The sequence below is a fragment of the Pseudoduganella sp. UC29_106 genome (genome assembly GCF_044055365.1).
Classification (GTDB): Bacteria; Pseudomonadota; Gammaproteobacteria; order Burkholderiales; family Burkholderiaceae_D; genus Rugamonas.
The window spans coordinates 6380146-6406730 of the sequence record NZ_CP171977.1; the positions used below are offsets into that span (position 1 = coordinate 6380146).

A 26585-nucleotide genomic window follows, 5' to 3' on the forward strand; every position below is an offset into this window, starting at 1 on the left:
TGCTATGCTGCGCGCACGATAACAACAAGGAGAGAATCGATGAAACTGTTCCTGGCGATGATTGCCGCCCTCGTCTTTGCCGGCGCCGCGCCGGCGGCGGAAGTACAGACCGGCGGCGTGCGCATGATCCCTGTCCAGACACCAAAAGGCGAGTTCCGCGTATGGACCAAGCGGGTAGGCAACAACCCCACGGTCAAGGTCCTGCTGCTGCACGGCGGCCCCGGCGCCACCCATGAATACTTCGAAGCCTTCGACAGCTTCTTCCCCCAGGCGGGCATCGAATACTATTACTACGACCAGCTGGGTTCCGACCGCAGCGACAAGCCGGAAGATCCGTCCCTGGTCGATACCGCGCGCTATGTGGAGGAAGTGGAACAGGTGCGCAAGGCGCTTGGCCTGGACAAAAGCAACTTCTACCTGCTGGGCCATTCCTGGGGCGGCATCCTCGCCATGGAATATGCGCTGAAATACCAGCAGAACCTGAAGGGCCTGGTGATCTCGAACATGATGGCCAGCATCCCCGCCTACAACAAGTATGCGCACGATGTGTTGATGCCGAAGATGGACCAGAAGGCCCTGGCCCGCATCAAGCAACTGGAAGCCGAGGGCAAATACGAGTCGCCCGAGTACATGGAATTGCTGATGCCGCACCACTACGAGCACCACGTGCTGCGCCTGCCTGCGGCCCAGTGGCCGGAACCCGTCACCCGTTCTTTCGGCCACCTGAACCCGAAGATCTATGTACCGATGCAAGGCCCGAGTGAACTGGGCGCCAGCGGCAAGCTGCTGAACTGGGACCGCGTTGCGGACCTGGGCAAGATCACCGTGCCCACGCTGGTGATCGGCGCCGAGCACGATACGATGGACCCGGCCCATATGAAAATGATGGCCGCCAAACTGCCGCACGGCAGCTATCTCTATCTGCCGAACGGCAGCCATATGTCCATGTACGACGACCAGCAGGCTTACTTCAAGGGCTTGATCGGTTTCCTCACCAGCAGCGACGACGCGGCATTCAGCAAGGCGGTCAATGCTTTTGTCGACCGCTGGCACGATGATGCGGCGAACACCCGTCCCGATTACTGGGACAAGTTCGCGCCGCAAGGCGTCTTCATTGGCACGGACAAGTCCGAAGTCTGGACCCGCGACCAGTTCAAGACCTGGGCCAAGCGTTTCTGGGACCGCAAGAAAGCCTGGAACTTCACAGCGCAGCAGCGCAACGTGTACTTCTCGCCGGACAAGCAGTATGTGTGGTTCGATGAACAGCTGAATACCCAGATGGGCACCTGCCAGGCCAGCGGCGTGCTGCGCAACACGCCCGAGGGGTTCAGGATTGAGCACTATCAACTGTCGCTCGCCGTGCCGAATCCACTGATGGACAGCTTCAGCAAGGCTATCGCCGAGCATGAGAAGAAAGCGGCGCCTTAAAACCGAAAGTCGGGGTCAGACGGGGACGCCGAGTCCCGGCGGGTCTGACCCCGGGTTAGGTTTTTTTAAGGCCCGACGGCGATGAAAGTGATGCTGGGGTCATCGGTCACGCCGATCAGCATCATGCCGTCGCCGGAAACGACCAGTTGGCGCTCCAACAGGTTCTTGCCGACTCCCGACAGGCGGAAGGCTTTCAGCAGGGTGCCGGTGGCGCTGTGCATCCAGACATCGTTGTTGCCGTATGGCGCAGCGCTGCCGCAATACACGCGGCCAAGGCTGTCCACTTCAACGTTGCTTGGCCAGGGTTCGCCACCCGGCAGGATCCCAAGGTTCGAAAAATCCGAAGCTTTCGCCACCGTGCAGCGCGACGGCGTGGCGCTGGCACTGTAGACGCGCGTGCCATCAGTGCTGACTGCGATGTCATTGCCGCTGCTGCCATTGCCCGCATAAGCCGTGCGTCCTTCCACTGCGAACAGCGTGCCGCCGCCCATCGCCGAGAAGTCGACATCGTAAATGCTCACGGTAGTGCTGTCCCTCTCGTTCTGGACGTACACACGGCGGCCATCCGGCGATGCGGCAATGATACCCGTCCTGAATGGCGTGGCCAGGCGCCGGCCGGTCGCCACACGGTAGGCGCCCTGCTCACTGGTCAGCAACAGTTCTTCGCCATTCGGGCGAATTACCTTCAGTTTGGTTTCCAGGTCGGTGACACCTGTTACCGGCCACGCCGCCTGTTTCGTCATCGTGGCCAGATCGACCACGACGATGGAGCGTCCGCCGCGATCGACTGCATACAGGCGGTCGCCGTTCGGGCTCACGGCCATGTCCCCGAGCGTGCTGCCCAGGGCGGCGGTGCTCAGTACGAGCTGGCCGGTGTAGACGTTGTAGACGTCGATCTTGCTGTCACCGTTGTGCACATAAACCAGCGGACGAATCGGATCGGCTGCCACGCGCCAGTAGCTGGTCTTTACGCGAAACGCCGTCGCCGGAGCGTACGCGCTGCGCCACAGCGCCACGCGCACCACTTCGGGCGCGGCCACGCCTGCCGTCGTCGGCGAGAGCGTGACGGTGGCGTAGCTGATGGTTTCCAGCGGCGTGGACGGCGCGGCGCTCAGGGTCAGCGTGTCGCCGTTCTGGCTCACGGTCAGCCAGGGCTGGCTGGAGCTCGCGGTCCAGGTCGCGCCGAGGCCGAAGTTGTCGCTGATCTTGATGGTGGCGTTCAGGCGCGTCCAGCCGGGCACGGACACCAGCGCCACGCCCACATCGGAAGGCACCAGCTTGCGCTGGTCGCGGTTGACGGTGAGGGTGACCGGCTTGACCACCGTGTCGCCATTGACGATGGCGGTAGCGTTCACCACGGCGCTGCTGGTGCCTGCCGGCAGCGCGGACGTGTTGGCCGTAAATCGCACGGTGCTGCCGTTCTCGTTCACCGCGCCGCTGGTGGCGCTCGGCGTGATCCAGGCAGGTACGCCGCTCAAGGTCCACGGCCACGCGTTGTCCCGCGTGTTCAGGGCAAGGGTCAGCGCAGCGGCGTGCTATCGCGGCCGTAGGCGCCGCCCAGCGTCACGGAGTTGGAGGACAGGGACAGCGCAGGCTGGGTCAGGGTCAGGCTGAAAGGCGTTACGCGGTCGCTCTCCCGGGCGCGCTGAGCGTGACCTTGCCCGCATGGGTGCCGCTGGCCAGCGGGCCGCGTGCGGGATTGACGGTAAGGCTCAGCAGGCCCGGAGTTGTGCTGCTGGGCGCGGCGCTCAGCCACGCAACGTCCGCCTTCGCGCTCCAGGTGCCGGTGCTGGGCAATTGCATCTGCAGCGGTGCGATCGGCGCACCATTCACGGCGGTAACGCTGAAGCTGCCGGAATTGCCCTGGTTGCCGGGCTGCAGGTTGAGCACGGCGGGCAGCACGACTTTCTGCCCATCGCCGCTGCTGACGGTGATTTCGCCGCGCAGGGTGGTATCGGCGATCACGATCATGCCGCTGGTGTCATAGGTTACGGCGAAGCTGCCGTCGCCTTCGCCCGCGGACGTGGAAATCTTAAGCCAGGGCACGTTCGAGGCGGCCGTCCATTTCAGCGACGCGCCTTTGACAGCAATTTGCACGGGCGCTGGCGCCGTGCCGCCGATAGTCATGGTGGCCGTCAGCGGCGCGGCGGGCGTTGCGGCCAGTACGGCGGTGGGAGCGACGACCTTGAAGTCATACGGCAGCTGCATCGGCGAGCCGGGCCAGTGGGCGGCGCAGCCGGTATCCTTGCACAGGCTGACGCTGAAATTGCCCTTGTAGCTGCCCGGCGCGAGCGTGGCGGCCGTCTGCAGCACGGCGCTGTATTCGGTCGCGGAGCTGGACAGGATCTTCGCGGTCGGCAGCAGCACGCCGGTGCTGTCGACGATCAGCGCGTAGACATTGCCGGTGAAGTCCGAGGGACGGTTGACGCTGGCATTGATGGTGAGGGTGCTGCTCTTGCCCGCTTCCAGCGTCGCCGTCGCGGTCGAGGGACGGAAGGTCAGGGCTGCCGAGGTGGTGGGAGGGATGGGCGCCGTGGTGCTGTCGCCTCCACCACTGCTGCCGCCGCCCCCGCCGCCGCAGCCGGACATCAGCACGGACATGGCGGCGAGAAGGCCCGTAAAGAAATTTCTGGTCACTGGGATAACCTTGCCTATGGTAAATTAAAGTTGGCAAGGCTACCATCGCGGCATAGCAGCAAAACTATCGAATTTTCACTTTTGGTAAATTTTTCGATATGTAAAAAGCCCCGGCTGCGGACAGCAATCTGGGCTTTTAGCTGCGGAACCCGCCGGATTCCGGCCTGGCTTTGACGTTGAACATTACGCGTAATGACTTCGGCTTGCTGGCGAACCAACTCGCGCAGTTCGTCGGCCGTCAGTTGATCGAGGTTGGCGGGCAATGTCATGGCCGACATCATGCCGCCTGCAAGATGAACTGGCCATCGTGGACTTCCCTACTGGTAGATACTCACAGAACCCGGATCACGCCGCCGTCGGCCAGCCGTTCCCAGGGCAGACCCAGGATCAGCGCCTCGAATTGCCCGCGGGTGAGCGCGACGCTGCCCTCGCTTGGCCGGAGTTGAAACCGCCCCTGGTTCAGACGACGTTTGGCCAGCCAGACGCCGTAACCGTCATGCACCAGCACCTTCAGGCGATTGCCTCGTCGGTTGGCAAAAGAGATAGGCATGGTGCGGTTGCGCCTCACCGAAGATCCGGACGACCTGGGCCAGGATCGTTTCCGTTCCCGCCCGCATCTCAAGCGGTCGGGTCGAGAGCCAGGGGGCATCGACCCGGATCATCGCAGCCAATTGCGCAACCCGGCGGCGCAATCGCCGGATGCCTGGACCGGCCATTCGACCTTGATCGCAGTATTGTCCCGGCGAACCTCGATCCGGATATCCCCCAATGTCGGCATCGCTGGGGCAATCGGCAATTGCACGAAGGCCGGCGTTGGCCCCGTTTCGAGCACTGGCATCGCTACGCGTCGCGTCGGCGGTTCAATACCGCGCTCACGCATCCAGCGCCGGACCTGATTCGCGTTGACGCTGTTGGCCACGGCAATGCCAGCGACCGAGGCACCCGGCTCGCAGCACGCTTCAATTACCGCCTGCTTGAATGCCTCCGGATGATGACGCCGGCTGCGGCCTGGCTTCTGGATTTCCATCGAAAGTGTCCACCATCGTTTTAAGGGGACACGATCTTCGCGGTCTAACGTCTCAATTTACAAATGGGTTCGCCGGGCGCTTACGAAGATAGCCCTGTTTTGTCTTATGGAGGTAACCGGACAATCGCAGTCTGTCGGCGTGTACTCTGGGGAAACGCATAATAAAAACTGCGCAGCGAGTGGCTGCGCAGTTTGACAAATACAGCGTTAGCTGTAACTCGTTAATTGTGGATGCAGGCTACCTACATCGATATCCCGACAACTCCACTGCCTGTCCTATATCAGGCGGAGGGAGTGCGGCGACGCTTTGCACCGGTGACGGCCAGTCCGGCCAAACCAAGCCCCAAGAGTGCGAGCGAACCCGGTTCCGGAACGGCAGCACTGAAGCTGTTGGACCCGTCAAGCTTAAGTAGCAGACCGGAGCTAGTAGGGGTTCCGTTAGCCATCGTCGCAGGGTTGAAAAATGGTGGAAGATTGAGCGTGCCGGTTGCTTCAATATCAAAAATACTGCCAGTCGCGACATCAATGTAGTCCGAGTTGGACCCATCGATGATGTAACGAATATTGAACGATCCAGTACCAGTCCCCGCGCCCGTTCCGGCGATGATGCCGTCGAAACTGGATACAGCGCTCACTGCGTGACCGCACAAAATCGCACCGCTAGCGCAAGTCGAACTGCCGGATATGATTGGCGAAATATAGCCGGATGCAATATTCGGGTTCGCGTTGACCGTGCTGTCAAAGTAGAGGTCAAAAACGTTGGTGCCCGCAGCTAAGCCAAAGCTAGCTACTTCATGGGTACTGCCAAAAAGAACACCGGTAGATTGGCTAAGCACCGTTTCTTTGATCGCGGTCACAAACGTAAGTTCGTAAGTGCTGTTAAGACCTGCTGGCGTAACGACCGCCCCGCCATTCTGAAGAGCCCCGATTCGCCCTTGAGCAATCAAGTCAATAGGGCCATAAGCTGGCGGAGCTGTCGTCCCGGGCACGAACCCGACGGAGAGTGCCGAATCCGTGAGCCATGTAAAGAGGTCGGCCTGCACATATCCGGCGCCTGAGCCGGTGGGGGTAAAGCCTATCGCGGGGGCGGCATTGGCTTGGCCTGTAGCTCCCATTGCAAGCACGGCCGCAGTGCCCAGCGTCCAAATCGTTTTCTTCATGTTCATGGTTTTACTCCAGTTGGCTGTCCGAAATAATTAGTGCGCATAATCACCCTGCCGGGCATCATTTTGTGCAAGGAGTTAAGCACCGTACATTACCTATGCAAAAGTCGGGCCATATATATTAATCACCAATAAAACAAGATGTTGAGTGTGCATTGGCTGGGTTTGCTCGCGGGGGGGCGGTGGGGGGTGTAAAATTATCCGACACTATCCTGGCCGGCATTCGTACCCGAAAAAGTCAACAACACATCACCTCATGCTTCTGTTGTGTTGAGCAACGATATGTATTGCCAGCACATGGGAGGCATCTTCTTTTTTTGAGCCTCTAGCCAGTTCCTCGGCACGGTTCGCAAATGTTGGATGTTGAGTTGCACCGAAGATTGACCCACCATCACCACAGATTTGCATCTGAACCTGATAATCATCTAGCCGTCCTCCCTTTGGCAGTAGCCGGAGCATAAAGTCACGGTACGAATCCGAACTTTATCGAGGAGGGGCGTCATGTTATTTTGTAGCATTGATCTTCATTCCAACAACTGCTTTGTCGTCGTCTCCGACGATGCCGACAAGATCGTGTATTCCAAGCGGCTCCCCAACGATCTTGTCGCCATACGTGCCGCGTTAAGTCCATATCAGCAGGAGCTGTTCGGCGTGGTCGTGAAGTCCACCTACAACTGGTACTGACTAGTTAATGGACTGATGGCCGCTGGCTATTCGCTCCACCTAACCAACACCACCGCGATCAAGCAGTACGACCGTCTTAAGCATCGTGGCGATGAATGTGACGCTCGCCATCTGGCACATATCCTTCGCCTGGGTTTGCTGCCAGAAGGTCACATCATGCTGCAGCCGATTCGCGCAGTTCGGGATCTAGCCCGCGAACGTATGCAGTTGGTCCAGCAACGCACAACCCAGCTCGTGGCCATACAGACTTGTTTGATGCAGCAAACTGGCGAGGCTGTCGCTGCCAACGATATTAAGCGACTGACCTGTTCCTTTGTCGATGCCCTGGCGCTAGAGCCAGACACAGTGCTTGGTATCAAGGCAAATCTTTTCGTACTCCAGGCGCTGCAAACCAGATCGACATCGTTGAAGACGTCCTGGCAGCGTATTGCCATGGCAACCCAGAATATAAATTGCTCACCAGCGTGGCAGGCATTGGCCCCATCCTCGCTACGCTCATTCTTCTTGAGACCGGCAAGATCGAGCGCTTTGCTAACGCCGGCAACTACGCATCGTACTGCCGATGTCTGAACAGCACGTACGTCTCGAATGGGAAAAAGAAAGGTGAAGGCAACACCAAGAACGGAAACCGCTACTTAGCGTGGGCCTACGTCTAGGCCGCAAATTTTGCCATCCGCTATTGCGAGCCAGCTCGTAAATTCCACCAGCGGAAGAAGGCAAAGCGAAACAAACGGTACCGAGATGCTTCTGGGGCAGCACAGGCTGCCAGGACAGCGGTCGATTTGGCACCGCTGCTTGATCCATATGGGTGACTGGTGCGATTCAGGCAACCAACTAACGAAGCGCAGGATGCGATGTCAGATTCGTCTATCTACAAAGCGATGGCCAAGTTGTCGAGAGATCGCCAGGCAGGCGAGGAAGACGTCTGCGCCCTTGACTATGGACGGCTAATGGGTGACCCACGTTAGTAGCACAATTCCACCTGTCTTATCGGCAGGAGATCGGAGTGATCGACGTGGCTGTGCTTTGCAAAATTCGACGCTGGCACCTTCGTGACCAGGTCCCACTACGAGAGATCGCCAGACGACTCGGCATCTCGCGCAACACCGATGGTGTCCCCAGGAGTGGTGTACGAGAAGTGATTCTCAAGGGGCTGGGTCCCCGATCAGTTGATCACGGCAGAGAGCCGTGCGGACTGATTGTCGCTCAAGGACTGCAATCCTTCAAGCTGCATGTATCGGCGTTGCAGTGACCACTCGTCATTTTGCTCCAGCATCAAGGCGCCCACGAGCCGGATGATGGCGCGGTCATTGGGGAAGATGCCAATAACGTTAGTGCGGCGTTTGACCTCGGCGTTCAGGCGTTCCAACGGATTGGTGCTGTGAATCTGGGTTCGGTGCGCCTTGGGAAAGCTCATGAAGGATAGAACCTCATATTCGGCGTCATCCATCATGGCAGCCAGCTTGGAGAATTTGGCCCGCAGCTGGTCGGCCACTGTTCGCCACTGCCCGCTGGCTGCCTCGGCGCTTTCCTGCACAAAGATGGTATTGATCATGGCCAGTACGGCCTGGCGCTGGCCTTTACCAACATGCGCCAGGGCGTTACGGATAAAGTGCACACGGCAACGCTGCCAAGTTGTCTTCAACACCTTGCTGGTGGCCGCCTTCAGCCCTTCATGGGCATCCGAGATAACCAGCTTAACGCCACGCAGCCCTCGCCGCGTCAGGCCGCGCAGAAACTCGGTCCAGAAAGGCTCAGCCTCGGAAGGGCCGGTCGCCACGCCAAGGATTTCGCGCACGCCGTCAGTGTTGACGGCCACCGCGATTATCACGGCCACTGACACAACTCGGCCGGCCTGACGCGATTTAACGTAGGTGGCATCGATCCACAGGTAAGGCCAATCGCCTTCGATAGGCCGACCAAGGAAAGCTTGTACCCGCTCATCGATCTCTTCGCACAGCCGCGAGACCTGGCTCTTGGAGACGCCGGTCATGCCCATAGCCTTGACCAGTTCATCGACTGAGCGGGTGGAGATGCCCTGAATATAGGCCTCCTGAATCACCGCTGTTAGCGCCTTTTCGGCTGTGCGCCGTGGCTCCAGGAAGCCGGGGAAATAACTGCCGCTGCGCAGCTTGGGTATTTTGAGATCGACTTTGCCGGCCCGGGTTTCATAAGCGCGGTCGCGATAGCCGTTGCGGCTGTTGATGCGTTCATCACTGCGCTCGCCATAGGCGGCCTGGCAAAGCGCTTCCACGTCCATTTCCATGAGCCGCTGCAAGGCATGTTGCAAGGTCTGACGGATGAAATCTGCATCCGCCCCCTTTTCGGCGAGCTCGGATAGTGCGATAGTGGCGTTGGTCATTGTGTTTCCCTTAGGTTGAGTTAAGGTCTTCGCAAACCCAACATTACCTTAAGAATCACAATGGCCGCCCTCAAGCAGCCTTCCTAAACGCCGACTCCGGCGACCTCTTCATACACCACACCCTGGGGCACCATCGCAACACCGTCCGACGTTATCTACGTTCGGAAACCGTAGAGCCCTCCTATGCGGAGCGGCGTTCCTCCAGCGGACTCGACAAATACACAGTGCAGCTTTCAGGCTGGATCAAGGTCGAGGCGAGCAAGCCTCGTAAGCAGCGGCGAAATTTGCGGCAGCTCCATCTGGACCTGAAGGAATTGGGTTATGAAGAGTCATACGACCGCGTGGCCGCATTTGCAAGGCAGTGGAAGGCGGGTCAGTTGCAGTGGGTCAATTCGGCGAGCAAACGCACAGATAGAGCTTCTCTTGTGGAAATGAAACAGCACAAAAACAAAAAAGCCGCGAAATATCGCGGCTTTTCAATGACTTAGAATTCCCTTGTTATCCTCACGAAATAAATAGAAACCTCATGAAACAGCTATGACAACTTAGACGTTGAACAGGAAGTTCAGCACGTCGCCATCCTTGACGACATATTCCTTGCCTTCAGCGCGCATTTTGCCCGCTTCCTTGGCGCCGGTTTCACCCTTGTACTGGATGTAGTCGTCGTAGGAGATGGTCTGGGCGCGGATGAAGCCGCGTTCGAAGTCGGTGTGGATCACGCCGGCGGCTTGCGGAGCGGTGTCGCCGATGTGGATGGTCCAGGCGCGCACTTCCTTCACGCCGGCGGTGAAGTAGGTTTGCAGGCCGAGCAGCTTGTAGCCGGCGCGGATCAGGCGGTTCAGGCCTGGCTCGTCCATGCCCATGTCGGCCAGGAAGGCGCCCTTGTCGGCGTCGTCTAGGTCGGCGATCTCCGCTTCGATGGCGGCGCAGATGGCGACGATCGGCGCGTTCTGGGTTTCGGCGTACTTGGTCAGCTGGTCCAGCAGCGGGTTGTTGGTGAAGCCGCTGTCGGACACGTTGGCCACATACATGGCCGGCTTGGCGGTGATCAGGCACAGCGGCTTGATCAGGGCCATTTTTTCTTCGTCCAGGCCGAGGGCGCGCACCGGCTTGGCTTCGTTCAGGTGCGGCACCAGGGTTTCCAGCACGGCAACCAGCTTGGCGGATTCCTTGTCGCCGGAGCGGGCTTTCTTCTGCTCGCGGGCGATGGTCTTTTCGACGGTGGACAGGTCGGCCAGGCACAGTTCGGTCTGAATCACTTCGATATCGTCCAGCGGGCTGACCTTGCCGGCCACGTGCACCACGTTGTCGTCTTCGAAGCAGCGCACCACGTTGACGATGGCGTCCGTCTCGCGGATGTGGGACAGGAACTGGTTGCCCAGGCCCTCGCCTTTCGACGCGCCCGCGACCAGGCCGGCGATGTCGACGAATTCCACGATGGCGTTGACCATGCGCTCGGGTTTGACGATTTCCGCCAGCTTGTCCATGCGCGAGTCAGGCACTTCGACCACGCCCACGTTCGGCTCGATGGTGCAGAACGGGTAGTTCTCGGCGGCGATGCCGGCCTTGGTCAGTGCATTGAAGAGGGTGGACTTGCCGACGTTAGGCAGGCCGACGATGCCGCATTTGAGACTCATGGAAAACCTTTTAATATACTGTTCTGCTACGGCGAACGCCGCAAAATAAACCGAGATTGTACCCCAGAACATGTCCCGAACCGCCCATTTCCGCCTGCTGGCCCAGTACAACGACTGGATGAACCACAAGCTGTATGAAGCCGCCGCGACCTTGCCGGAAGAGGAGCGTCACGCTGAACGCGGCGCATTTTTCGGCTCTCTGCACATGACGCTGCAGCACATTGCGGTGGCGGATGTGATCTGGCTGCGCCGCTTCGGCGCCCATCCGCATTTCGCATCCATCCTGGCGGAGGTGATGGCCCTGCCGCAGACGGTGGACGGTCGCGGCGAGCCGATGAGCTGGGAAGCACTACGCGTGCGCCGCGCCTGGCTGGACCGCCAGATCATGCACTGGACTTGCGCGCTGACCGAGGCGGATCTCGACCTGGTGATCCACTACAAGAGCCTGGCCGGGGTGCCGGGCAGCCGCTGTCTTGGCGGGCTGGTCACGCACTTCTTCAACCATCAGACCCATCATCGCGGACAGGCGACCACTCTGCTGTTCCAGCAGGGCATTGATGTGGGCGTGACCGATCTGGTGGCCCTGATTCCTGAACACGGGACCTGATACAGCTCATATTCCGATACTTTTGGCAGCTTGGGGTGATACAGGTATCGCCGGGCTTGTGCTATCGTCAGCCCTTGCAAATAATGCACTGCGACCATTTTTTCGGGGGCGTTCATGGATTTGCTTTGGTTCTTGCTGTTCATCGTCATCGGGCGATGGGCGTGGACGGCGCGGCGTGATGCACGCAACGCCGCGGCGTTGATCGAGCGCTTGCAGCGCGACTTGCGCTTGCTCGAGGGTTCGGTTGAACGGTTGCGCCCGGGCGTTACGCGGCAGCCGGCAGAAAGTGAGACGCTTGTGGCGCGTGCGCAGGCCGCGTCCGACGCACAGTCTGCGCCCGTTGACATGCCCGTCGTGGCGGACGGCGGACGGAGCGTGATGCCTGCCGATGCGGCGCGACAGTCAGATAGCGCCGGCGCGGAGGCTGCGATCGCGGCTGGGCAGCGCGACACGTTCGACGCGACAGCGATGGCTGCAGACGCTGCAGCGACGGCCGGGGACGAGGCGGCGACGGCCGCGGACGCGGCGGGGGCGCGGCGAGGGAGCGAACGCGGGCGGCGAGACGCAAGCGGCGCGGAGGCTGCCGAGCGAGCCGCCGGCGTGGGTGCGGGCTGCGCGGCGCTGGCTGTTCGAGGGGAACCTGGTTCGCGAAGATCGGCCTGCTGGTCCTGTTTATTGGCGTCAGCTTCCTGCTGAAATATGCGGCCGCGCGCGTCACAGTACCGATCGAACTGCGCCTGGCCAGCATCGTGCTGGTCGACCTGGCCGCGCTGGCCTGGGCCTGGCGCATCCGCGACAGCAACAAGTCGGTCAGCCTCCCGCTGCAAGGCACCTGCATGGCCGTGCTGATGCTGGTGACTTTCGGCGCGTTCCGGCTGTACCACCTGATCCCGGGCGGCATGGCCTTCGCCCTGCTGTTCCTGCTGACGCTGGGCACCTGCCTGCTGGCCGTGCTGCAGAATGCGCAATGGCTGGCGATCTTCGGCATCGTCGGCGGTTTCGCGGCGCCGATCCTGGCTTCGACCGGCGGCGGCAGCCACGTCGCGCTGTTCAGCTATTACGCCGTGCTGAATGCCGGCGTGCTGGCGATTGCGCTGAAGCGCTCCTGGCGCGCACTGAACCTGCTCGGGTTTGCGTTCACCTTTGCCATCGGCACCGCCTGGGGTGTGCTGCGCTACGAGCCGCAGGATTACCTGTCGGTGCAAGCCTTCCTGGCCCTGTTTTTCCTCTACTACGTTGGCATCGCCGTCGCTTACGCGCGCCTGCAGGCGCCCAGGTTGAAAAGCTATGTCGATGGCACCCTGGTATTCGGCACGCCGATGCTGGCCGCCAGCCTGCAATTCCCGCTGGTTAAGGATATGGCATTCGGCATGGCCTATTCCGCCCTGGCGCTCGCCCTGTTCTACGCCACGCTGGCGATGACGCTGGCGCGCCGCCGCGCCGTGTACGGCATGCTGGTCGACGCCTTCGTCGCGCTGGCCGTGGTGTTCGGCACGCTCGCCATTCCCTTCGCCCTCGATGGCCGCTGGACGTCCGCCGCCTGGGCACTGGAAGGCGCGGGCATCGTGTGGATCGGACTGCGCCAGCGCCAGCCGCTGGCCTGGGGCTTCGGCCTGCTGGTGCAACTGGGCGCGTGGGGCGAGCTTCATCGGCAGCGTGTCCGGCATCGACCAGGAAGCGGCGCTGCATTCCAACCTGTGGCTGGGCTTCCTGCTGCTGGCCGTCAGCGCCTTCCTGATGGCGACGCGCTTCCGTGCTCAGCGTGACGACGCGTCGCCGCTGGTGAAAGTCCTGGCCGCCGTGTTCCTGGCCGGCGCCGCCGTGTGGCTGGTCGGCGGCGCGTGGACGGAGATCCTGCTGCGTACCCACGGCACGGTGCAGGCCAACCTGCTGGTCGCCAGCGCTCTCGTTGCCGCCGCGCTGCTGGGGTTCGTCGCACAACGCATGGAATGGACGCTGGCACGCGGACTGGCGCTGGCCGCCCAGTGGCTCGCAGGCGCCGCCCTGCTCTTCCTGATGCTGTTGCAGGCGGAACTGGCGCCTGTGTCCACCGACCTGTTTGCGACGCCCTTCCTCGGCGGCGTGATGATTCTCGCCGGCGGCGGCTTCACCGCCTGGGCGCTGATGCGGCATGGACAAGCCGCGCAACAGCGGCTGTCGGCGATCGCGCTGGGGTGGTCGGCCTTGTGGTGGCTGCTGATGGTGGCGCCGACGCTGTCCAACTGGGCGCTGGCGCACTACGAGCGCGGCGACTATGTGCGCCTGGACCTGCAATGGCCGGCCTACTGCCTGCTGATCGCGGCCACTACTCCGCTTTGGATGATGCTCGCGCATCGCCTCGCCTGGCCGGCGCTGCGCTGGACCGCTTTGCCGGCATGGGCGCTGTTTGCGCTGTCTACGGTGGGCATGCTGATCCAGCTGCACTTCGACAGCATGCCCGGAAGGGAATTCTGGACCGCCTTCGCCGCGCTATGGCTGCTGTCCGAATGGCTGCTGCACAGCTGGCCGCGGCAAGGCTGGACGATCTCGCCGCTTGCGCTGCGCGTTCTGCACACGCTGCGTTCGGCCGGTCCGTGGCTGATGATCTGGCCGGTGGCGGCGTATTGGATCAAGCTCGGACTGGAGGGCAGCCATGCCGACCCGGCCTGGTCGCGTTTCCTGCCGGCCTGGCTGATGATGGGCGTGCTGGCGTGGACCATACGCCGCGTGCGTGCGGATGCCTGGCCGGTGCATCCTGTCGCCGAGTGGTATCGCACGGTGCTGCTGCCGCTGGGCTGCGCGTGGTCGCTGCTGCTTGCGGCGGCGTGGAACCTGTCGCAGGATGGGGCGATGGCGCCGCTGCCCTATATCCCGCTGGCGAACCCGCTGGACCTGACCAGCATCTTCGCCCTGCTACTGGCCATTGCCGCCTACCGCCTGCTGGAGGACAAGCTGGCCAGCCGGCGCCCGCAACTGATCGTCGTTGCGGCACTGGCCGGCTACGGGTGGTTCAACCTGGCTCTGCTGCGCACTGTCTCGCACTATCTCGACGTGCCCTACACCTTCGACGCCATGTTCGCCTCGCAGTTCGTGCAAGCCATGCTGTCGCTGGTGTGGAGCGTAACGGCGCTGGTGCTGATGCGCCATGCGGCGCGCAGGCAGGGCCGCGCGCTGTGGGTGGCGGGCGCCGTACTGCTTGGCGTGGTGCTGGCCAAGCTGTTCCTGGTAGATCTCTCCAATGTAGGCGGCGTTGAGCGCATCGTTTCCTTCCTCGGCGTGGGTGCGCTGATGGTCGGCATCGGCTATCTGGCGCCCTACCCCGCCGACCGGGGCGGCCCATCGCAGAAGGAGGCGGCATGAGCGCCCTGATCCTCGCGGCCGCGCTGGCGGCGGCCAGCGATACGCCGCTCGATTACAGCCACGTGATTCCGGTGAACGTCAGCGGCAAGCAAAGCGTGGTGCAGCTGCAGGTTCCGCGCGCCGTCTATCTCAATGCTCATTCGCCCGACCTGCGCGACTTGCGCGTGTTCGATGCGCGCGGCGTGGTGCAGCCCTTTGCGCTGCGCCAGCCGGAAAACGCGATGCAGACCAGCCACCGCAGCCTTGCCGTGCGCGTGTTCCCGCTGATGGCCGACAGCGTTGACGGCGAGCTGGCGGGACTGGAAGTCAGCACCGGCAGCGATGGCCGCGTGCTGTCGGTGCGTTTGCCGGCGGCGAAGGATGCTGCGCGCCCGCGCCAGCAACTCGCCGCGCTGGTCCTGGATTTGCGCCAGGAAGGCGACGCCGAGCCGCCGCTGATCGATGCGCTGCGTTTCCAGCTGCCAGCGGGGCGCAGCACCTACACCGGCCAGGTATGGCTGGAGGCCAGCAATGATCTGAAGAGCTGGGAGACCGTGGGCGTGGCGGAACTGAGCTGGCTGGCCAATGCCAGCGATGAAACGCTTGCCAATGACAAGCTGGAGTTCGCGCCGCGCCGCATGCGTTACGCCCGCCTGCGCTGGCGCGGCGGCGAGCCGGTGCAGTTCGCGGCCATCACGGCCGAGGCGCAGGTGCACTCGAGACGCGCCGGCAGCTGTCGAATCGCTGCTGCTGCCGGCGCAAGCGGGTCGGGAAGCGCGGGATCTTCAGTACGCGAAGCCGCCAGGTGTTCCCGCCACGCGTGCCGGGCTGCAGTTCGACGGCGGCGCCGTCGTGCTGCCGGCCACGCTGGGCCGCTACCGCGAGCAGGCGCGCAAGGGCCGAATATGGTTCGAGCCGGTGCTGCGCACGACTTTCTATCGGCTGGAGCGCGATGGCAAGCCTTACGAATCGGCGGATATCCTTGTGCCGTCCTACCTCGGTGACCGCTGGGTACTGCGCTTCGACCAGCCGCCCGCCGCCAGCCCGGCACTGCGCGTGAGCTGGCAGCCCGCCACGCTGGTCTTCGTCGCCGGCGGCACTGCGCCCTACTCGCTCGCCGTTGGGCGGGACAAGGCGGTTTCCGCCGAGCGGGCAATGAGCGATGTGGCGCCCGGCTTCAAGGAAGCGGAACTGCGATCGCTGGAACAGGCACGGGACCGGCGCAGCGCAGTTGCAGGGCGATGTCCTGGCCGCCGCCGCAAGGCGGGCCGACGCGGACGCCGCCAGCGCCACGCGCCGCCTGGTCCTGCTGTGGGGCGTGCTGCTGTTGGGCGTTGCGGTGGTTGCCGCGATGGTGTGGCGCCTGCTGCGCCAGGTGGATAGCAAGGCCTGAGCGCCGGCCTCATGGCGTATGCAGCTCCATCGTCGCCTTGGGGAAGTCGCCGGCGACGGCGATTGGGATGATGCGTAGGGATTTCTCGATCGCTTCTTCGATCAGCAGCTGTTCTTCGCGGCGCGGGCGGTGCAGCACGAAGTCGGCGACGGGTTGCTGCAGGTTCAGCGTGCGCGGGTGGCCGATGCCGATGCGCAGGCGCCAGTAGTCCTGGGTGCCAAGGGCGGAGGTAATGTCTTTCAGGCCGTTGTGGCCGCCGGAGGAGCCGCCCTTTTTCAGCTTGGCCGAGCCGGGCGGCAGGTCCAGCTCATCGTGCACCACCAGCACTTCGTCCGGCTGGATCTTGTAGAAGCGCGCGATGGCGCCGACCGACTGGCCGGAGCGGTTCATATAGGTTTGCGGTTCGATCAGCCAGACCTGGTTGCCGCCGATGACCGTCTTGGCCACCAGCGCGTTGAAGCCGGACTCGCGCTGCAGGCGCGCATTCGGCAGCGAGTTGGCCAGGTTGTCCACCAGCCAGAAGCCGGCGTTGTGACGGGTTTGTTCGTAATCGGGACCGGGGTTGCCGAGACCGACGATCAGGCGGATGGGCATGGCTGTGCTAACGCTTGGAAAAGCGCAGATTATACCCGGCCGCCTGTTGCGTCAGGGTTTGCCGGGCATGGCGTCGGTATTCCAGGTGTCGCGCCAGTACAGCCACTTGCCGTTGACCTTCTTGCTCACCGAAAGATATTTGCCGGTGGCGACGCTCTTGCCGTCCTTGTCCTTGACGGTGAAAGTGCCGGAGGCCCAGCCCAGGTTGCCGTTCGCGCCGCCATCGGGCTTGTCGCCAAAGCTCGTGCTGACGCCAGCCTTGGAGGTTTCGGCGATGTCCTTGACGAAGAATTCCCTGATTGCCGCGCGGCCCTTCACGGCCGGGTGGTTGGCGGGCAGCAGCACGGCCTGCTCGTCATACAGTTTCGAGATGGCGTCCGCATCGCCGGCGGTGTAGGCCTTGAGCCAGGCGTGGTCGACGGCGTGGATGGCCGTCACTTCGGCATTCTTGTCGGCCGCCCAGGCCGGAGCGGAGATGAAAGCAAGTGCTGCAATCCAGACGTGTGTGCGCATGTCATGCCTCCCTTGTCGAGCGTTCAGCATACCACCGGTCGCCGGGTTTGCGGAGGTAGTGGTCGAATACATAGCCCCAGGGGATGACGAAGGGGATCAGGATGACCAGCGAGCAGTCGAAGGCGGTTTGCGCGGTGCGGGCATCCATCGTGCCGTTCAGCCATTGCGGCAGGGCGACGTTCAGCAGCCAGATGGTTTTCCACGTCAGCTCCCAGAACAGGATGGGCAGCATCTGCAGCGGATAGCGCAGGCCGAGCAGCGCGGCCAGCGAGAAGGCGGCGAGCATGCTGGAGATCACGCTCTGGTTCAAGTCGTGCATGGCGCGGCCGCTCAGCACGCCGGGCCAGATGACGGCGCCCAGGCCAAGCACGATCAGCAGGTACATCGCCCGCAACAGGTACAGGCGCCACAGCGGTATGGTGTTCATGTCCGGCCTCCTTATTCCACTTGTTTGAGAAGCTTTTCGACGGCTGCCAGGCGTACGGCCGTTTCGGCGGCCGTGGCGCGCAGCGCGGTCAGGGTGGTGAGCATGTCGGCCTGCTGTGCGGCGGCCTGGGCGGCGAGCTGGCGGTAGGCTTCGTTCGCCCGCGCCTGCTGGATGGCCGCGTAATACTTCATGCCGAAGATGATCAGCGCCGTGATGAAGGGAAAGCTGAGCGTCACCAGATAGATATGTTCAGACATTGCTATTCCTCTTTGCTCAATGTGGGCGCCGCCGCCGCAATGGTGGACGGCGTCAGTTCCAGCCCAAAGGGGTTGACCTCGAAGTAATTCAGCGCCTTGCCGTCCTGCGACAGCTCCAGCTGACTGGTGACCAGGCCGGCGTCTTCCAGCTTCTGCAGGTGCAGGTGCAGCAGCGGACGGCTCATCTCCAGCTCGCGGGCAAGCTGGCTGACATAATTGCGGCCGCCGTTGGCGAGGGCCGCAATGATGCGCAGGCGGTGCGGATTGGCGAGGGCAGCCAGTCTTGCCAGCAGCAGATCACCATCGCTACGGTTCGTTTTTTCTCTCACATGTAAAAAATAGCTGACAGGTGTCAGGAATTCAAGGTGGACGGGCGAAAAAAAAACCCCGCGGGGCGGGGTTCTTCTTAAAACCAACGGCGGAAACCAAGTGTCTGCCACGATGTGGCAGACACCAGTTTTAGGCCTTGGGTTTAAATTACTTCTTCTCTTCGTCAGCAGCGGCAGCAGCTTCAGCAGCAACGTGGCCGGCCGGGATGGAAGCGGTGGCGATGGTTGCGTCGGAACCGTGGGTCACGATGGTCACGCCCTTCGGCAGGGTCAGCGCGGAAGCGTGGATCGACTGGCCGACTTCCATCTTCGACAGGTCAACAACGATGAACTCTGGCAGGTCGCCTGGCAGGCAGGAGATCTCGATCTCGTTGGCCACGTGGCTGATGGTCGCAGCGTGCAGTTTCACAGCTGGGGACACTTCAGCGTTTTCGAAGTGCAGGGCCACTTTCACGTGCAGCGGCTTGTTGGCGTCAACGCGCTGGAAGTCAGCGTGCAGAACCAGTTGCTTGTACGCGTGCATCTGGAAGTCACGCAGCAGTACTTTCTGTACTTTGCCGTCGATTTCCAGGTCCAGGATGGACGAGTGGAACACTTCTTTTTTCAGCGCGTGGTACAGCGCGTTGTGGTCCAGGGCGATGGTCACCGGTGCTTCGGTACCGCCGTAGATGATGCCAGGGGTCTGGCCGGAATTACGCAGGCGGCGGCTCGCACCCGTGCCCTGCAGATCACGTTTGAATGCTACAACTTTCATGGAAAGCTCCAAATAAAAAGACAAGGCCGATGCCTTGCCGGGTAATTGAGATGCCCCGCGACCAGGGCAGCTCACGCAAACGGCCGCGGTTTCCCGCGGCCGGAAAATCTTAGTCTACGAACAGGGAGATCACGGAATCGCCCTTGATGATGCGCTTGAAGGTCTCTGCCAGCAGCGGTGCGCAGGTCAGTTGACGGATCTTGCCGCAGGACTTGGCTGCTTCGGACAGCGGGATGGTGTCGGTCACCACCAGCTCGTCCAGCGAGGAGCCGGTAATACGTTCGATCGCCGGGCCGGACAGCACGGCGTGCGTGCAGTATGCGGTCACTTTCTTGGCGCCGCGCTCTTTCAGCACTTCAGCGGCCTTGACCAGGGTACCGGCGGTATCGACCATGTCGTCCATGATCACGCAGTTGCGGCCTTCGACGTCACCGATGATGTTCATCACTTCGGACACGTTGGCTTTTGGACGGCGCTTGTCGATGATGGCCAGGTCGCAGTTCAGGCGCTTGGCCAGCGCACGGGCGCGCACCACGCCGCCGACGTCCGGGGACACCACCAGCAGGTTTTCGTTGTCCTTCTTCTGCAGGTCGCCCAGCAGGATTGGCGAAGCGTAAATATTGTCAACCGGGATATCGAAGAAACCCTGGATCTGGTCAGCGTGCAGATCCATGATCAGCACGCGTTCAACGCCGGCGCCTTCCAGCATATTGGCCACAACCTTGGCCGAAATTGCCACGCGGGCGGAAACGCGGACGGCGGTCCTGGCGGGCGTAGCCGAAGTAAGGAATTGCAGCGGTGATACGGCCAGCGGACGCACGTTTCAGGGCATCGACCATCAGGATCAGTTCCATCAGGCTGTCATTAGTCGGCGCACAGGTCGATTGCAGCACGAAGACGTCTTTACCGCGGACGTTTTCGTTGATTTCGACCATGACTTCGCCGTCCGAGAACTTCGATACGACTGCTTTGCCGAGAGGAATGCCGAGATTCTTTGCGACCCCTTCTGCCAAGGCAGGATTAGCGTTGCCGGTAAAAACCATCAGGTTTTCGTAAGCCATTGGGAGTCCCGAGAGATGAGTTTTGAAATCTTGAAAGTGCTCCGCGCTTGCTAGCGGGAGTCTTGTTTTTAACCCTGGCTGGAGACCAGCGCCTCGACAGATCCAGGGAAAACGGTGGCAGGGGAACAAGGATTCGAACCTTGGTATGCCGGAATCAAAATCCGGTGCCTTAACCAGCTTGGCGATTCCCCTACTCTTAACTGACTGCTTTCCGTCAGTAGGCCGACATTATAAGGCCTAATTCACGAAAAGCCAAATCTTTTTACGCTTCACAACTTTTCGATGATCGGGTGCCGTTTCAGCGCTTTCGCCTTCCAGCCAGTCCAGGCGGCAGGCACTCTGGCGAGCACTGCATCGGCCTGTTCTTCGCTGCGGACTGCGCAGAACACACATGCACCGGAGCCAGTCATCCTGGCGTCACCGTAAGCATCCAGCCATTCTACCGCTTCTGCTACTTGCGGGAACAACCGGGTCGCTACCTGTTGCAAATCGTTCTTCCCAAACTGCCGCAGATCGTTTCGATTTGCGTGGTAGCTGGAAAAGTCCGACATATTAACGGGCTGGGTATTCCTTGTCAAATGCCCGGAAGTAAAAATTTGTGGCGTTGGCACGTGCACGCCCGGCTCGATCACCACGTACCACCAGTCAGGCGCATCCACCGCACGCAGCGCCTCGCCGACGCCTTCGGCAAAGGCGGTCTCGCCGAAGATGAAGAATGGGACGTCGGCGCCCAGGGGGAGCGCGAGGTCCATCAGCTCCTGCTTCGACAGGCCGGCCGCCCACAGTTTGTTCAAGGCCATGAACGTCGTCGCCGCGTCCGAGGAGCCGCCGCCAACGCCGCCGCCCATGGGCAGCACCTTGTGCAGCGTGATATCCGCGCCGGGTGGCTGCACGCCGGTGCGCTGCTGCACGGCGGCCGCCAGCATGCGGGCGGCGCGGATCACGAGGTCGCTATCTTCCGGCACACCCGGCACATCGTTCACGCGGCGGATTTCATGGTCATCGCGCAGCTCGAAGTCGAGGGAGTCGCAGCGGTCGATCATCTGGAATACTGTTTGCAGCAAGTGGTAGCCATCGGCGCGGCGGCCGGTCACGTGCAGGAACAGGTTCAGCTTGGCCGGAGCCGGGCAATTCTTCAGGCTTTTCATTCTTGCTTATTCGGCATCGATGACGATGCGCAGGGACATTTCTTCAATCTGGCCGGTGGCGGAGCGTTCGGCGTCGATGCGCTTGGGTTTCGGCGGCGTGGCGCCCTCCTGCCAGGACACAAAGCTCAGGCGCCAGCCATCGTTGGTGGTGACGGCGTCGTGGGCGGGGCTGGCGGTGAAGCGCTTGCCGTCGGCGGCGGTGGCCTGCCCTTGCAGCCAGTCGCGCAGGCCGGCCACGGGCAGCGACCAGCCGAGGATGCGGGCGCTCAGGGTGTCGATATCGGGCGCGCTGCGCGGCGGCTTGCCGCTTTCGGTCAGCACCGCTTCCTGCGGCGTGACGGCGATGGTGGCGATGGTGGACCCGACCGGCGACATCAGCGCCACATCCGTGCGCTGCGGCGTCTGCTTCCAGTCGAACTTGCCGGACATGGATTTCGGTTCGCCGTTCTGCGTGTACTTCACGGACAGGCGGCCATGCAGCTCGACGGCGTCGGCGGACACCGCGCCAGCCGCGCGCGCGCGGCGTGCTCGTCGTGGCGCAGCCGGCAAGGAGGAAGGCCGCGGCGACGGCGGCGATGCGAATGCGTGCGCCCATCAGATGCTGGCATTCAGGCGCGCCAGGGTGCTGCGCAGCGCATCGTTATTCGGATCCTTGGAGCGCGCTTCGCGCCACAGCTGCTGGGCGGCGGCCTTGTCGCCCTGGGCCCACAGCACTTCGCCCAGGTGAACGGCAATTTCCGGATCGCTGCGCAGCGTGTAGGCCTGGCGCAGCATCTGCTCCGCTTCCTTCAGCTGGCCCATGCGGAACTTGACCCAGCCCATGCTGTCCATGATGAAAGGATCGCCCGGCGCCATCGTCAGCGCCTTTTCGATCAGCTCATAGGCTTCCTGCAGGCGGATATTGCGGTCGGCGAAGGAGTAACCCAGCGCGTTGTAGGCGTGATGGTTTTCCGGCACGGACTCGATCACCTTGCGCAGCGCCGTTTCCATCGAATCGAGCTTGCCCAGCTTTTCAGCTGCCAGCGCGTAGTCGTACATCAGGTCCGGGCTGTTCGGGAAACGCAGCACGCCATCTTCCAGCGTGGAATAGGCTTCCTTGGAGCGGCCCGCATCGCGCAGCAGCTGGCCCTTGGTCTGCAGGATCTGCACTTCTTCGGCCTGGTCGGTCGGCTGGATTTCCTTCAGCTGCGCCATGGCGCCATCGACATCGCCCTTGCGCGACGTGAGGTGGGCGCGTTTCAGGCGGGCCGCCAGCAGCATGCGCGGATCATCGTTGTCGATGCGCTCCAGCCAACCGATGGCGGCATCGTAGTCACCGCGTTCTTCAGCGATCTGGGACAGGATCATCAGCGCCTTGGACGGGTCGCGGTCCGGGTCCGGCTCTTGTCCAGCACTTCCACATAGCGCTTGAAGTAATCCTCGGCGACCTTGGCGTTATTCCCTTGCATGGACATGATGCCCAGCGCATACAGCGTGGCGGGATTGTCCGGCTGGGCTTTCAGCAGGATCTGGAACTGGTCGGTGGCCTTGTCGAATTTCTTTTGTTCGACCAGCAGGCGGGCGTAGGCGGAGCGCACTTCGCGCGCGTCGGGATATTTCTTGAGGAAGCCGGTGAACAGGGTGGCGGCGCCATCGAGGTCCTGCAGCACCTGGGCCATGGTCAGGGCCGCCAGCTCGGAATCGGGCTTGATGGCCAGCGCACGCTTCGCTTCGGCCTGGGCGCGTTCCTTGTCTTCCGCCGCATAGGCGCCCTGGGCCAGCACCAGTGGGTTTCCAGCATCGAGTCATAAGGCTTCAGCACGCGCTGCATCAGGGCGAAGGCGGCGGCCTTGTCCTTGGCACGCAGCAGGAATTGCTGCATCTGGAACATGGCCAGGCCGCGCGTGGCCGGCGGGGCCGCCTGCAGGCGCTGCGCAAACAGCTGCTCGGCCTCGCTCAGGTCGTCGCCCAGCACCGAGAAGCCGAGAAAGTATTGCGCCGCTTCGTCCGAATCCGGGGCCAGTTCGCGCCACAGGCGGATCGCCGCCAGCGCCTCGTTGCCCTGCTTGGCGGCCAGCGCCATTTCGGCGGAACGCTTGGCCAGGCGCGGGTCGCGGGTCTGCTGGGCCAGCACCATCATGCTGATATAGGCGCTTTGCCACTGGCCGCGCTTGAAGTCCAGTTCGGCCTTGGTCAGTTTGTAGAACAGGTCGCTTGTAAGCTCGACGGAGGGCAGCGGCTCTTCCTGCCTGGCGATCGTAGCGAGGGCGTCGCCCGGCGTGGATGGCAAGGCGGCCAGGTCCGGCGCCTGGGCGGGCTCGGGCGCTTGCTTCGGTACGACGGCGCAAGCGGACAGCAGGGCCGAGAGCGTTACAATGGCGAATGCGTTTTTCAATGGATGATCCTGCAAAGTCGGGCTCAGGTCTTGATTCTACGCCAACCCACAACTTGCGTTGCTTTGCAGGTGTAAGCAAATCCCCAAACATGCCTGAATTACCAGAAGTTGAAGTCACCCGGCGCGGGGTAGCGCCCCATATCGAAGGCCGTACCGTGCGCGAAGTCATCCTGCGGCGCGACGGCCTGCGCTGGCCGTTTCCGGAGGATTTGCCTGCCGCGCTGGCGGGCAAGGCGGTGCTTGCGACCGGGCGGCGCGGCAAATACCTGCTGATACATTTCGATACGGGCACGCTGATCATCCACCTGGGCATGTCCGGCCATTTGCGCGTGCTGCCCACCGATATTCCCGCGCAAAAGCATGATCATTTCGACATGGTCGTGGACGGCCCCGATGGCTTGCAAGTGTTGCGCATGACCGATCCGCGCCGTTTCGGCGCCGTGCTGTGGCATCCGCGCGAGGAAGGCGAACTGGACGAGCACCTGCTGCTGCGCGGCCTGGGCGTGGAGCCGCTCGGCCCCGAGTTTACCGGCAAGCTGCTGTGGGAACAGACGCGCACGCGCAGCGCCGCCATCAAGCAGGTGCTGATGGCGGGCGACATCGTGGTCGGCGTGGGCAATATCTATTGTTCTGAAAGCCTCTTCCGGGCCGGCATCAACCCGAAAACGGCGGCCAACCGCATCAGCGCGGCACGTTACGATCGTCTCGCGCAAGCGATCCGCGACGTGCTGTCCGAGGCGATTGTGCAAGGCGGCAGCACTTTGCGTGACTTTATCAGCGTAAATGGACAATCCGGGTATTTCCAGCAGACATATTTCGTCTATGATCGTGCTGGTGTCCCGTGCCGGATCTGCGGTGCCCCCGTGCGCCAGATCAAGCAGGGACAGCGTTCAACCTTCTATTGCGTAAACTGTCAAAAATAACAACGGGGTAAGTCTCATGATGGTCAGGGACCTGGAGCAGTACAGCGCGTGGCGACAGAATGTGGTCGCGGCGCTGCAAAATTACCGCAACTGGGTGGTGGGGGCCGAGCTGGCCGACGCCGCCGCCGAGCAGCGCCTGGCGCGCACGCTGGCAAAGCTGGTGGACGATAAATTGTCCGTCGCTTTCGTCGCTGAATTCTCGCGCGGTAAATCGGAACTGATCAACGCCATCTTCTTCGCCGACTACGGCCAGCGCATCCTGCCGTCGGCCGCCGGGCGCACCACGATGTGTCCGACGGAGCTGATGTACGACCCGGCTTACCCGCCCTGCATCCGCCTGCTGCCGATCGAAACGCGGGCCGAGAACCTCTCCACCAGCGACTACCGCGACCAGGCAGCCGCGTGGACCATGCTGCCGCTGAACCTTGACCGTGCGGACGAGATGCACGATGTGTTCAAGCAGGTCAGCCTGACGCGCCACGTAAGCGTGGAGGAAGCGAAGCGCTACGGCCTGTATGACGAGAACGATCCGGACATGCCCGTCACGCTGGACGACAACGGCCTGGTCGAAATCTCGCTGTGGCGCCACGCCATCATCAACTTCCCCCACCCGCTGCTGAAGCAGGGCCTGGTGATCCTCGATACGCCGGGCCTGAACGCGATCGGCACCGAGCCGGAGCTGACGCTGAACCTGATTCCGCACGCGCACGCCGTGCTGTTCATCCTGGCCGCCGACACCGGCGTGACCAAAAGCGATATCGAAGTCTGGCGCAACCACATCGGCGGCGGCGCGGGACGCATGGTGGTGCTGAACAAGATCGACTCGATGTGGGATGCGCTGCGCAGCGATGCGGAAGTCGAAAGCGAGATCGCGCGCCAGCAGGAGCATGTGGCGCACATGCTGGGCCTTCCGGCGCGCCAGGTGTTCCCGGTGTCCGCGCAGAAGGCGCTGCTGGGCAAGATTACCAGCGACAAGGCCTTGCTGGAAAAGAGCCGCATGGAGCAGCTGGAAGGCGCGCTGTTCAACGAGCTGATCCCGGCCAAGAAGGACATCATCCGCAAGCGCCTGTCCGACGAGATGCAGGCCTTGAGCACGTCGCAGCATGCGATGCTGTCCACGCGCGTGCGCGGCATCGTGGAGCAGCTGCTGGAGCTGAAGGGCTTGCGCGGCAAGAACCAGAACGTGATCACGCACATGATGAAGCGCGTGGATGCGGAGAAGAAGGAGTTCGACGAGAGCCTGTTCAAGCTGCAGGCGACGCGCGCGGTGTTCACGCGCCTGTCCACCGAGCTGTATTCCAGCCTGGGCATGGACGTGCTGCGCGACCATGTGCACACGGTGCGCGATGCGATGTCCAGCAGCCGCTTCTCGGCCGGCATGCGCGATGCGGTGCGCGTGTTCTTCGACCAGCTGCGCGCGGACTTCGATGCGTCCGAAAAGAAGATCGTGGAAATCCGCGAGATGATGGAAGGGATGTACCGCAAGTTCTCCGGCGAGCATGGCTTGCAGCTGAACATGCCCATGCCTTTCTCGCTGGCCAGGTATGTGGACGAAATCGCGGCAACGGAGGAGGTCTATCACAAGCAGTTCGGCACCGCCGCGCTGATGACGACCACGCGCGTGGTGCTGATGGAGCGCTTTTTCGATTCCATCGCTTCGTCCGTGAAGCGCTGCTACAAGTCGGCCAATGCGGACGCGGAAGCCTGGCTGAAAGTGATCATGGCGCCGCTCGAGGCGCAGATCAAGCAGCATAAGGAACAGCTGAAGCACCGCCAGGCCTCGATCCAGCGCATCCACGACGCGACCGACACGCTGGAGCAGAAGATCGAAGCATTCGAGCGCATGCAGGAGGAGCTGGAAGCGCAGAAGTCGCGCCTGGCCGAACTGGCCGGCGCCGTGAATATCGCCATCAACTCCGAACTCGTCGCCCTTCCCGCCGCCGCATAAG

General features: G+C 62.3%; 30 protein-coding genes, 1 tRNA gene and 2 pseudogenes. 12 read left to right on the plus strand and 21 right to left on the minus strand.

Annotated features, from left to right (window positions below; genetic code table 11):
* Window positions 1–39: 39 nt before the first annotated feature.
* Window positions 40–1428, plus strand: coding sequence for a proline iminopeptidase-family hydrolase (locus tag ACHMW6_RS31770; protein WP_395403108.1), 1389 nt, complete (start codon window positions 40–42; stop codon window positions 1426–1428).
* A 65-nt stretch (window positions 1429–1493) separates the two neighbouring features.
* Here the strand turns inward: ACHMW6_RS31770 and ACHMW6_RS31775 are convergent, their stop codons facing one another.
* From ACHMW6_RS31775 to pepA, 6 genes are all read right to left on the minus strand, one after another.
* The gene (locus tag ACHMW6_RS31775; RefSeq protein WP_395403110.1) at window positions 1494–2906 is read right to left on the minus strand and encodes a YncE family protein; all 1413 of its coding nucleotides are present in this window, start codon (window positions 2904–2906) and stop codon (window positions 1494–1496) included.
* A gap of 142 nt (window positions 2907–3048) precedes the next feature.
* On the minus strand, window positions 3049–4065 hold the full coding sequence (locus ACHMW6_RS31780) for a hypothetical protein (protein WP_395403112.1): 1017 nt from the start codon (window positions 4063–4065) through the stop codon (window positions 3049–3051).
* A gap of 14 nt (window positions 4066–4079) precedes the next feature.
* Complete coding sequence (locus tag ACHMW6_RS31785) at window positions 4080–4346, minus strand: hypothetical protein (RefSeq protein WP_395403114.1); 267 nt, start codon at window positions 4344–4346, stop codon at window positions 4080–4082.
* Window positions 4347–4396: 50 nt separating this feature from the next.
* The gene (gene tnpB, locus ACHMW6_RS31790) at window positions 4397–4633 is read right to left on the minus strand and encodes an IS66 family insertion sequence element accessory protein TnpB (protein WP_395403116.1); all 237 of its coding nucleotides are present in this window, start codon (window positions 4631–4633) and stop codon (window positions 4397–4399) included.
* A gap of 90 nt (window positions 4634–4723) precedes the next feature.
* Window positions 4724–5092 (minus strand): transposase, encoded by a 369-nt coding sequence (locus ACHMW6_RS31795; RefSeq protein WP_395403118.1) that lies wholly within the window; start codon window positions 5090–5092, stop codon window positions 4724–4726.
* 281 nt (window positions 5093–5373) lie between these two features.
* Window positions 5374–6258, minus strand: coding sequence for a flocculation-associated PEP-CTERM protein PepA (gene pepA, locus ACHMW6_RS31800; protein WP_395403120.1), 885 nt, complete (start codon window positions 6256–6258; stop codon window positions 5374–5376).
* 498 nt (window positions 6259–6756) lie between these two features.
* Between pepA and ACHMW6_RS31805 the strand changes: the two genes are divergently transcribed.
* From ACHMW6_RS31805 to ACHMW6_RS31815, 3 genes are read left to right on the plus strand one after another with little or no spacing between them, the layout of a single operon-like run.
* Window positions 6757–6939: a hypothetical protein gene (locus ACHMW6_RS31805; RefSeq protein ID WP_395403122.1), complete on the plus strand. Its 183-nt coding sequence runs from the start codon at window positions 6757–6759 to the stop codon at window positions 6937–6939.
* A 15-nt stretch (window positions 6940–6954) separates the two neighbouring features.
* Window positions 6955–7509, plus strand: coding sequence for a hypothetical protein (locus ACHMW6_RS31810; protein WP_395403124.1), 555 nt, complete (start codon window positions 6955–6957; stop codon window positions 7507–7509).
* Window positions 7437–7595: a transposase gene (locus ACHMW6_RS31815; protein WP_395408762.1), complete on the plus strand. Its 159-nt coding sequence runs from the start codon at window positions 7437–7439 to the stop codon at window positions 7593–7595. Before ACHMW6_RS31810 ends, ACHMW6_RS31815 begins: the two co-directional genes overlap by 73 nt.
* 509 nt (window positions 7596–8104) lie before the next feature.
* Here the strand turns inward: ACHMW6_RS31815 and ACHMW6_RS31820 are convergent.
* Window positions 8105–9301 (minus strand): IS256 family transposase, encoded by a 1197-nt coding sequence (locus tag ACHMW6_RS31820; protein ID WP_395398832.1) that lies wholly within the window; start codon window positions 9299–9301, stop codon window positions 8105–8107.
* 224 nt (window positions 9302–9525) lie between these two features.
* On the opposite strand from ACHMW6_RS31820, the gene ACHMW6_RS31825 reads away from it, so the two are divergent.
* Window positions 9526–9789: a hypothetical protein gene (locus ACHMW6_RS31825; protein WP_395403126.1), complete on the plus strand. Its 264-nt coding sequence runs from the start codon at window positions 9526–9528 to the stop codon at window positions 9787–9789.
* A 57-nt stretch (window positions 9790–9846) separates the two neighbouring features.
* On the opposite strand, the gene ychF is transcribed toward ACHMW6_RS31825, so the two are convergent.
* Window positions 9847–10938: a redox-regulated ATPase YchF gene (gene ychF / locus ACHMW6_RS31830; protein WP_395403128.1), complete on the minus strand. Its 1092-nt coding sequence runs from the start codon at window positions 10936–10938 to the stop codon at window positions 9847–9849.
* A 70-nt stretch (window positions 10939–11008) separates the two neighbouring features.
* Between ychF and ACHMW6_RS31835 the strand changes: the two genes are divergently transcribed.
* From ACHMW6_RS31835 to ACHMW6_RS31855, 5 genes and pseudogenes are all read left to right on the plus strand, one after another.
* On the plus strand, window positions 11009–11545 hold the full coding sequence (locus tag ACHMW6_RS31835; RefSeq protein ID WP_395403130.1) for a DinB family protein: 537 nt from the start codon (window positions 11009–11011) through the stop codon (window positions 11543–11545).
* A 692-nt stretch (window positions 11546–12237) separates the two neighbouring features.
* A complete protein-coding gene (locus ACHMW6_RS31840) occupies window positions 12238–13311 on the plus strand; it encodes a DUF2339 domain-containing protein (protein WP_395408763.1) in 1074 nt (357 codons plus the stop codon).
* Window positions 13202–14884 (plus strand): DUF2339 domain-containing protein, encoded by a 1683-nt coding sequence (locus tag ACHMW6_RS31845; RefSeq protein WP_395403132.1) that lies wholly within the window; start codon window positions 13202–13204, stop codon window positions 14882–14884. The genes ACHMW6_RS31840 and ACHMW6_RS31845 overlap by 110 nt, the downstream gene beginning before the upstream one ends.
* Window positions 14881–15519: pseudogene (locus ACHMW6_RS31850) on the plus strand (DUF3999 family protein); the annotation flags it as partial. The gene ACHMW6_RS31845 and the pseudogene ACHMW6_RS31850, both read left to right, overlap by 4 nt.
* Window positions 15473–16246, plus strand: coding sequence for a DUF3999 family protein (locus ACHMW6_RS31855; RefSeq protein WP_395408764.1), 774 nt, complete (start codon window positions 15473–15475; stop codon window positions 16244–16246). The pseudogene ACHMW6_RS31850 and the gene ACHMW6_RS31855, both read left to right, overlap by 47 nt.
* Before the next feature lie 19 nt (window positions 16247–16265).
* Here the strand turns inward: ACHMW6_RS31855 and pth are convergent, their stop codons facing one another.
* The 13 genes and pseudogenes from pth to ACHMW6_RS31920 all read right to left on the minus strand — a co-directional run bounded on the left by pth (window position 16266) and on the right by ACHMW6_RS31920 (window position 23713).
* A complete protein-coding gene (gene pth / locus ACHMW6_RS31860; RefSeq protein WP_395403134.1) occupies window positions 16266–16850 on the minus strand; it encodes an aminoacyl-tRNA hydrolase in 585 nt (194 codons plus the stop codon).
* Window positions 16851–16901: 51 nt separating this feature from the next.
* Window positions 16902–17363, minus strand: coding sequence for a YybH family protein (locus tag ACHMW6_RS31865; protein WP_395403136.1), 462 nt, complete (start codon window positions 17361–17363; stop codon window positions 16902–16904).
* Between the two features lies 1 nt (window position 17364).
* Window positions 17365–17790: a hypothetical protein gene (locus tag ACHMW6_RS31870; RefSeq protein WP_395403138.1), complete on the minus strand. Its 426-nt coding sequence runs from the start codon at window positions 17788–17790 to the stop codon at window positions 17365–17367.
* Window positions 17791–17801: 11 nt separating this feature from the next.
* The gene (locus ACHMW6_RS31875) at window positions 17802–18047 is read right to left on the minus strand and encodes a hypothetical protein (RefSeq protein WP_395403140.1); all 246 of its coding nucleotides are present in this window, start codon (window positions 18045–18047) and stop codon (window positions 17802–17804) included.
* A 2-nt stretch (window positions 18048–18049) separates the two neighbouring features.
* Window positions 18050–18568, minus strand: coding sequence for an ArsR/SmtB family transcription factor (locus ACHMW6_RS31880; protein WP_395403141.1), 519 nt, complete (start codon window positions 18566–18568; stop codon window positions 18050–18052).
* Window positions 18525–19130 (minus strand): 50S ribosomal protein L25/general stress protein Ctc, encoded by a 606-nt coding sequence (locus tag ACHMW6_RS31885; RefSeq protein ID WP_395403143.1) that lies wholly within the window; start codon window positions 19128–19130, stop codon window positions 18525–18527. Before ACHMW6_RS31885 ends, ACHMW6_RS31880 begins: the two co-directional genes overlap by 44 nt.
* 109 nt (window positions 19131–19239) lie before the next feature.
* Window positions 19240–20191: pseudogene (locus ACHMW6_RS31890) on the minus strand (ribose-phosphate pyrophosphokinase).
* A gap of 115 nt (window positions 20192–20306) precedes the next feature.
* Window positions 20307–20383, minus strand: a tRNA-Gln gene (locus tag ACHMW6_RS31895).
* Window positions 20384–20460: 77 nt separating this feature from the next.
* Complete coding sequence (ispE, locus tag ACHMW6_RS31900; protein WP_395403145.1) at window positions 20461–21339, minus strand: 4-(cytidine 5'-diphospho)-2-C-methyl-D-erythritol kinase; 879 nt, start codon at window positions 21337–21339, stop codon at window positions 20461–20463.
* Window positions 21340–21345: 6 nt separating this feature from the next.
* The gene (locus ACHMW6_RS31905) at window positions 21346–21840 is read right to left on the minus strand and encodes an outer membrane lipoprotein LolB (RefSeq protein ID WP_395403147.1); all 495 of its coding nucleotides are present in this window, start codon (window positions 21838–21840) and stop codon (window positions 21346–21348) included.
* A gap of 93 nt (window positions 21841–21933) precedes the next feature.
* Window positions 21934–22686 carry a heme biosynthesis protein HemY gene (locus ACHMW6_RS31910; RefSeq protein ID WP_395403149.1) on the minus strand — a complete coding sequence of 251 codons (753 nt, stop codon included), beginning with the start codon at window positions 22684–22686 and terminating at the stop codon, window positions 21934–21936.
* Window positions 22686–23102, minus strand: a complete 417-nt coding sequence (locus tag ACHMW6_RS31915) for a tetratricopeptide repeat protein (protein ID WP_395403150.1) — start codon at window positions 23100–23102, stop codon at window positions 22686–22688. Before ACHMW6_RS31915 ends, ACHMW6_RS31910 begins: the two co-directional genes overlap by 1 nt.
* Window positions 23000–23713: a hypothetical protein gene (locus tag ACHMW6_RS31920; protein ID WP_395403152.1), complete on the minus strand. Its 714-nt coding sequence runs from the start codon at window positions 23711–23713 to the stop codon at window positions 23000–23002. Before ACHMW6_RS31920 ends, ACHMW6_RS31915 begins: the two co-directional genes overlap by 103 nt.
* 89 nt (window positions 23714–23802) lie before the next feature.
* On the opposite strand from ACHMW6_RS31920, the gene mutM reads away from it, so the two are divergent.
* Together mutM and ACHMW6_RS31930 are read left to right on the plus strand one after the other, a co-directional pair.
* Complete coding sequence (mutM, locus tag ACHMW6_RS31925) at window positions 23803–24636, plus strand: bifunctional DNA-formamidopyrimidine glycosylase/DNA-(apurinic or apyrimidinic site) lyase (protein WP_395408765.1); 834 nt, start codon at window positions 23803–23805, stop codon at window positions 24634–24636.
* A 19-nt stretch (window positions 24637–24655) separates the two neighbouring features.
* The gene (locus tag ACHMW6_RS31930; protein ID WP_395408766.1) at window positions 24656–26584 is read left to right on the plus strand and encodes a dynamin family protein; all 1929 of its coding nucleotides are present in this window, start codon (window positions 24656–24658) and stop codon (window positions 26582–26584) included.
* Window position 26585 lies beyond the last annotated feature (1 nt).

Bases quoted from the DNA above. Each gene is read 5' to 3' on its own strand.
- ACHMW6_RS31770 (WP_395403108.1), top strand. From the start codon at position 40: ATGAAACTGTTCCTGGCGATGATTGCCGCCCTCGTCTTTGCCGGCGCC.
- ACHMW6_RS31785 (WP_395403114.1), bottom strand. From the start codon at position 4,346: ATGATGTCGGCCATGACATTGCCCGCCAACCTCGATCAACTGACGGCC.
- ACHMW6_RS31795 (WP_395403118.1), bottom strand. From the start codon at position 5,092: ATGGAAATCCAGAAGCCAGGCCGCAGCCGGCGTCATCATCCGGAGGCA.
- pepA (WP_395403120.1), bottom strand. From the start codon at position 6,258: ATGAACATGAAGAAAACGATTTGGACGCTGGGCACTGCGGCCGTGCTT.
- ACHMW6_RS31805 (WP_395403122.1), top strand. From the start codon at position 6,757: ATGTTATTTTGTAGCATTGATCTTCATTCCAACAACTGCTTTGTCGTC.
- ACHMW6_RS31810 (WP_395403124.1), top strand. From the start codon at position 6,955: ATGGCCGCTGGCTATTCGCTCCACCTAACCAACACCACCGCGATCAAG.
- ACHMW6_RS31820 (WP_395398832.1), bottom strand. From the start codon at position 9,301: ATGACCAACGCCACTATCGCACTATCCGAGCTCGCCGAAAAGGGGGCG.
- ychF (WP_395403128.1), bottom strand. From the start codon at position 10,938: ATGAGTCTCAAATGCGGCATCGTCGGCCTGCCTAACGTCGGCAAGTCC.
- ACHMW6_RS31835 (WP_395403130.1), top strand. From the start codon at position 11,009: ATGTCCCGAACCGCCCATTTCCGCCTGCTGGCCCAGTACAACGACTGG.
- ACHMW6_RS31855 (WP_395408764.1), top strand. From the start codon at position 15,473: ATGACAAGCTGGAGTTCGCGCCGCGCCGCATGCGTTACGCCCGCCTGC.
- pth (WP_395403134.1), bottom strand. From the start codon at position 16,850: ATGCCCATCCGCCTGATCGTCGGTCTCGGCAACCCCGGTCCCGATTAC.
- ACHMW6_RS31865 (WP_395403136.1), bottom strand. From the start codon at position 17,363: ATGCGCACACACGTCTGGATTGCAGCACTTGCTTTCATCTCCGCTCCG.
- ACHMW6_RS31870 (WP_395403138.1), bottom strand. From the start codon at position 17,790: ATGAACACCATACCGCTGTGGCGCCTGTACCTGTTGCGGGCGATGTAC.
- ACHMW6_RS31875 (WP_395403140.1), bottom strand. From the start codon at position 18,047: ATGTCTGAACATATCTATCTGGTGACGCTCAGCTTTCCCTTCATCACG.
- ACHMW6_RS31885 (WP_395403143.1), bottom strand. From the start codon at position 19,130: ATGAAAGTTGTAGCATTCAAACGTGATCTGCAGGGCACGGGTGCGAGC.
- ispE (WP_395403145.1), bottom strand. From the start codon at position 21,339: ATGAAAAGCCTGAAGAATTGCCCGGCTCCGGCCAAGCTGAACCTGTTC.
- ACHMW6_RS31910 (WP_395403149.1), bottom strand. From the start codon at position 22,686: ATGATCCTGTCCCAGATCGCTGAAGAACGCGGTGACTACGATGCCGCC.
- mutM (WP_395408765.1), top strand. From the start codon at position 23,803: ATGCCTGAATTACCAGAAGTTGAAGTCACCCGGCGCGGGGTAGCGCCC.
- ACHMW6_RS31930 (WP_395408766.1), top strand. From the start codon at position 24,656: ATGGTCAGGGACCTGGAGCAGTACAGCGCGTGGCGACAGAATGTGGTC.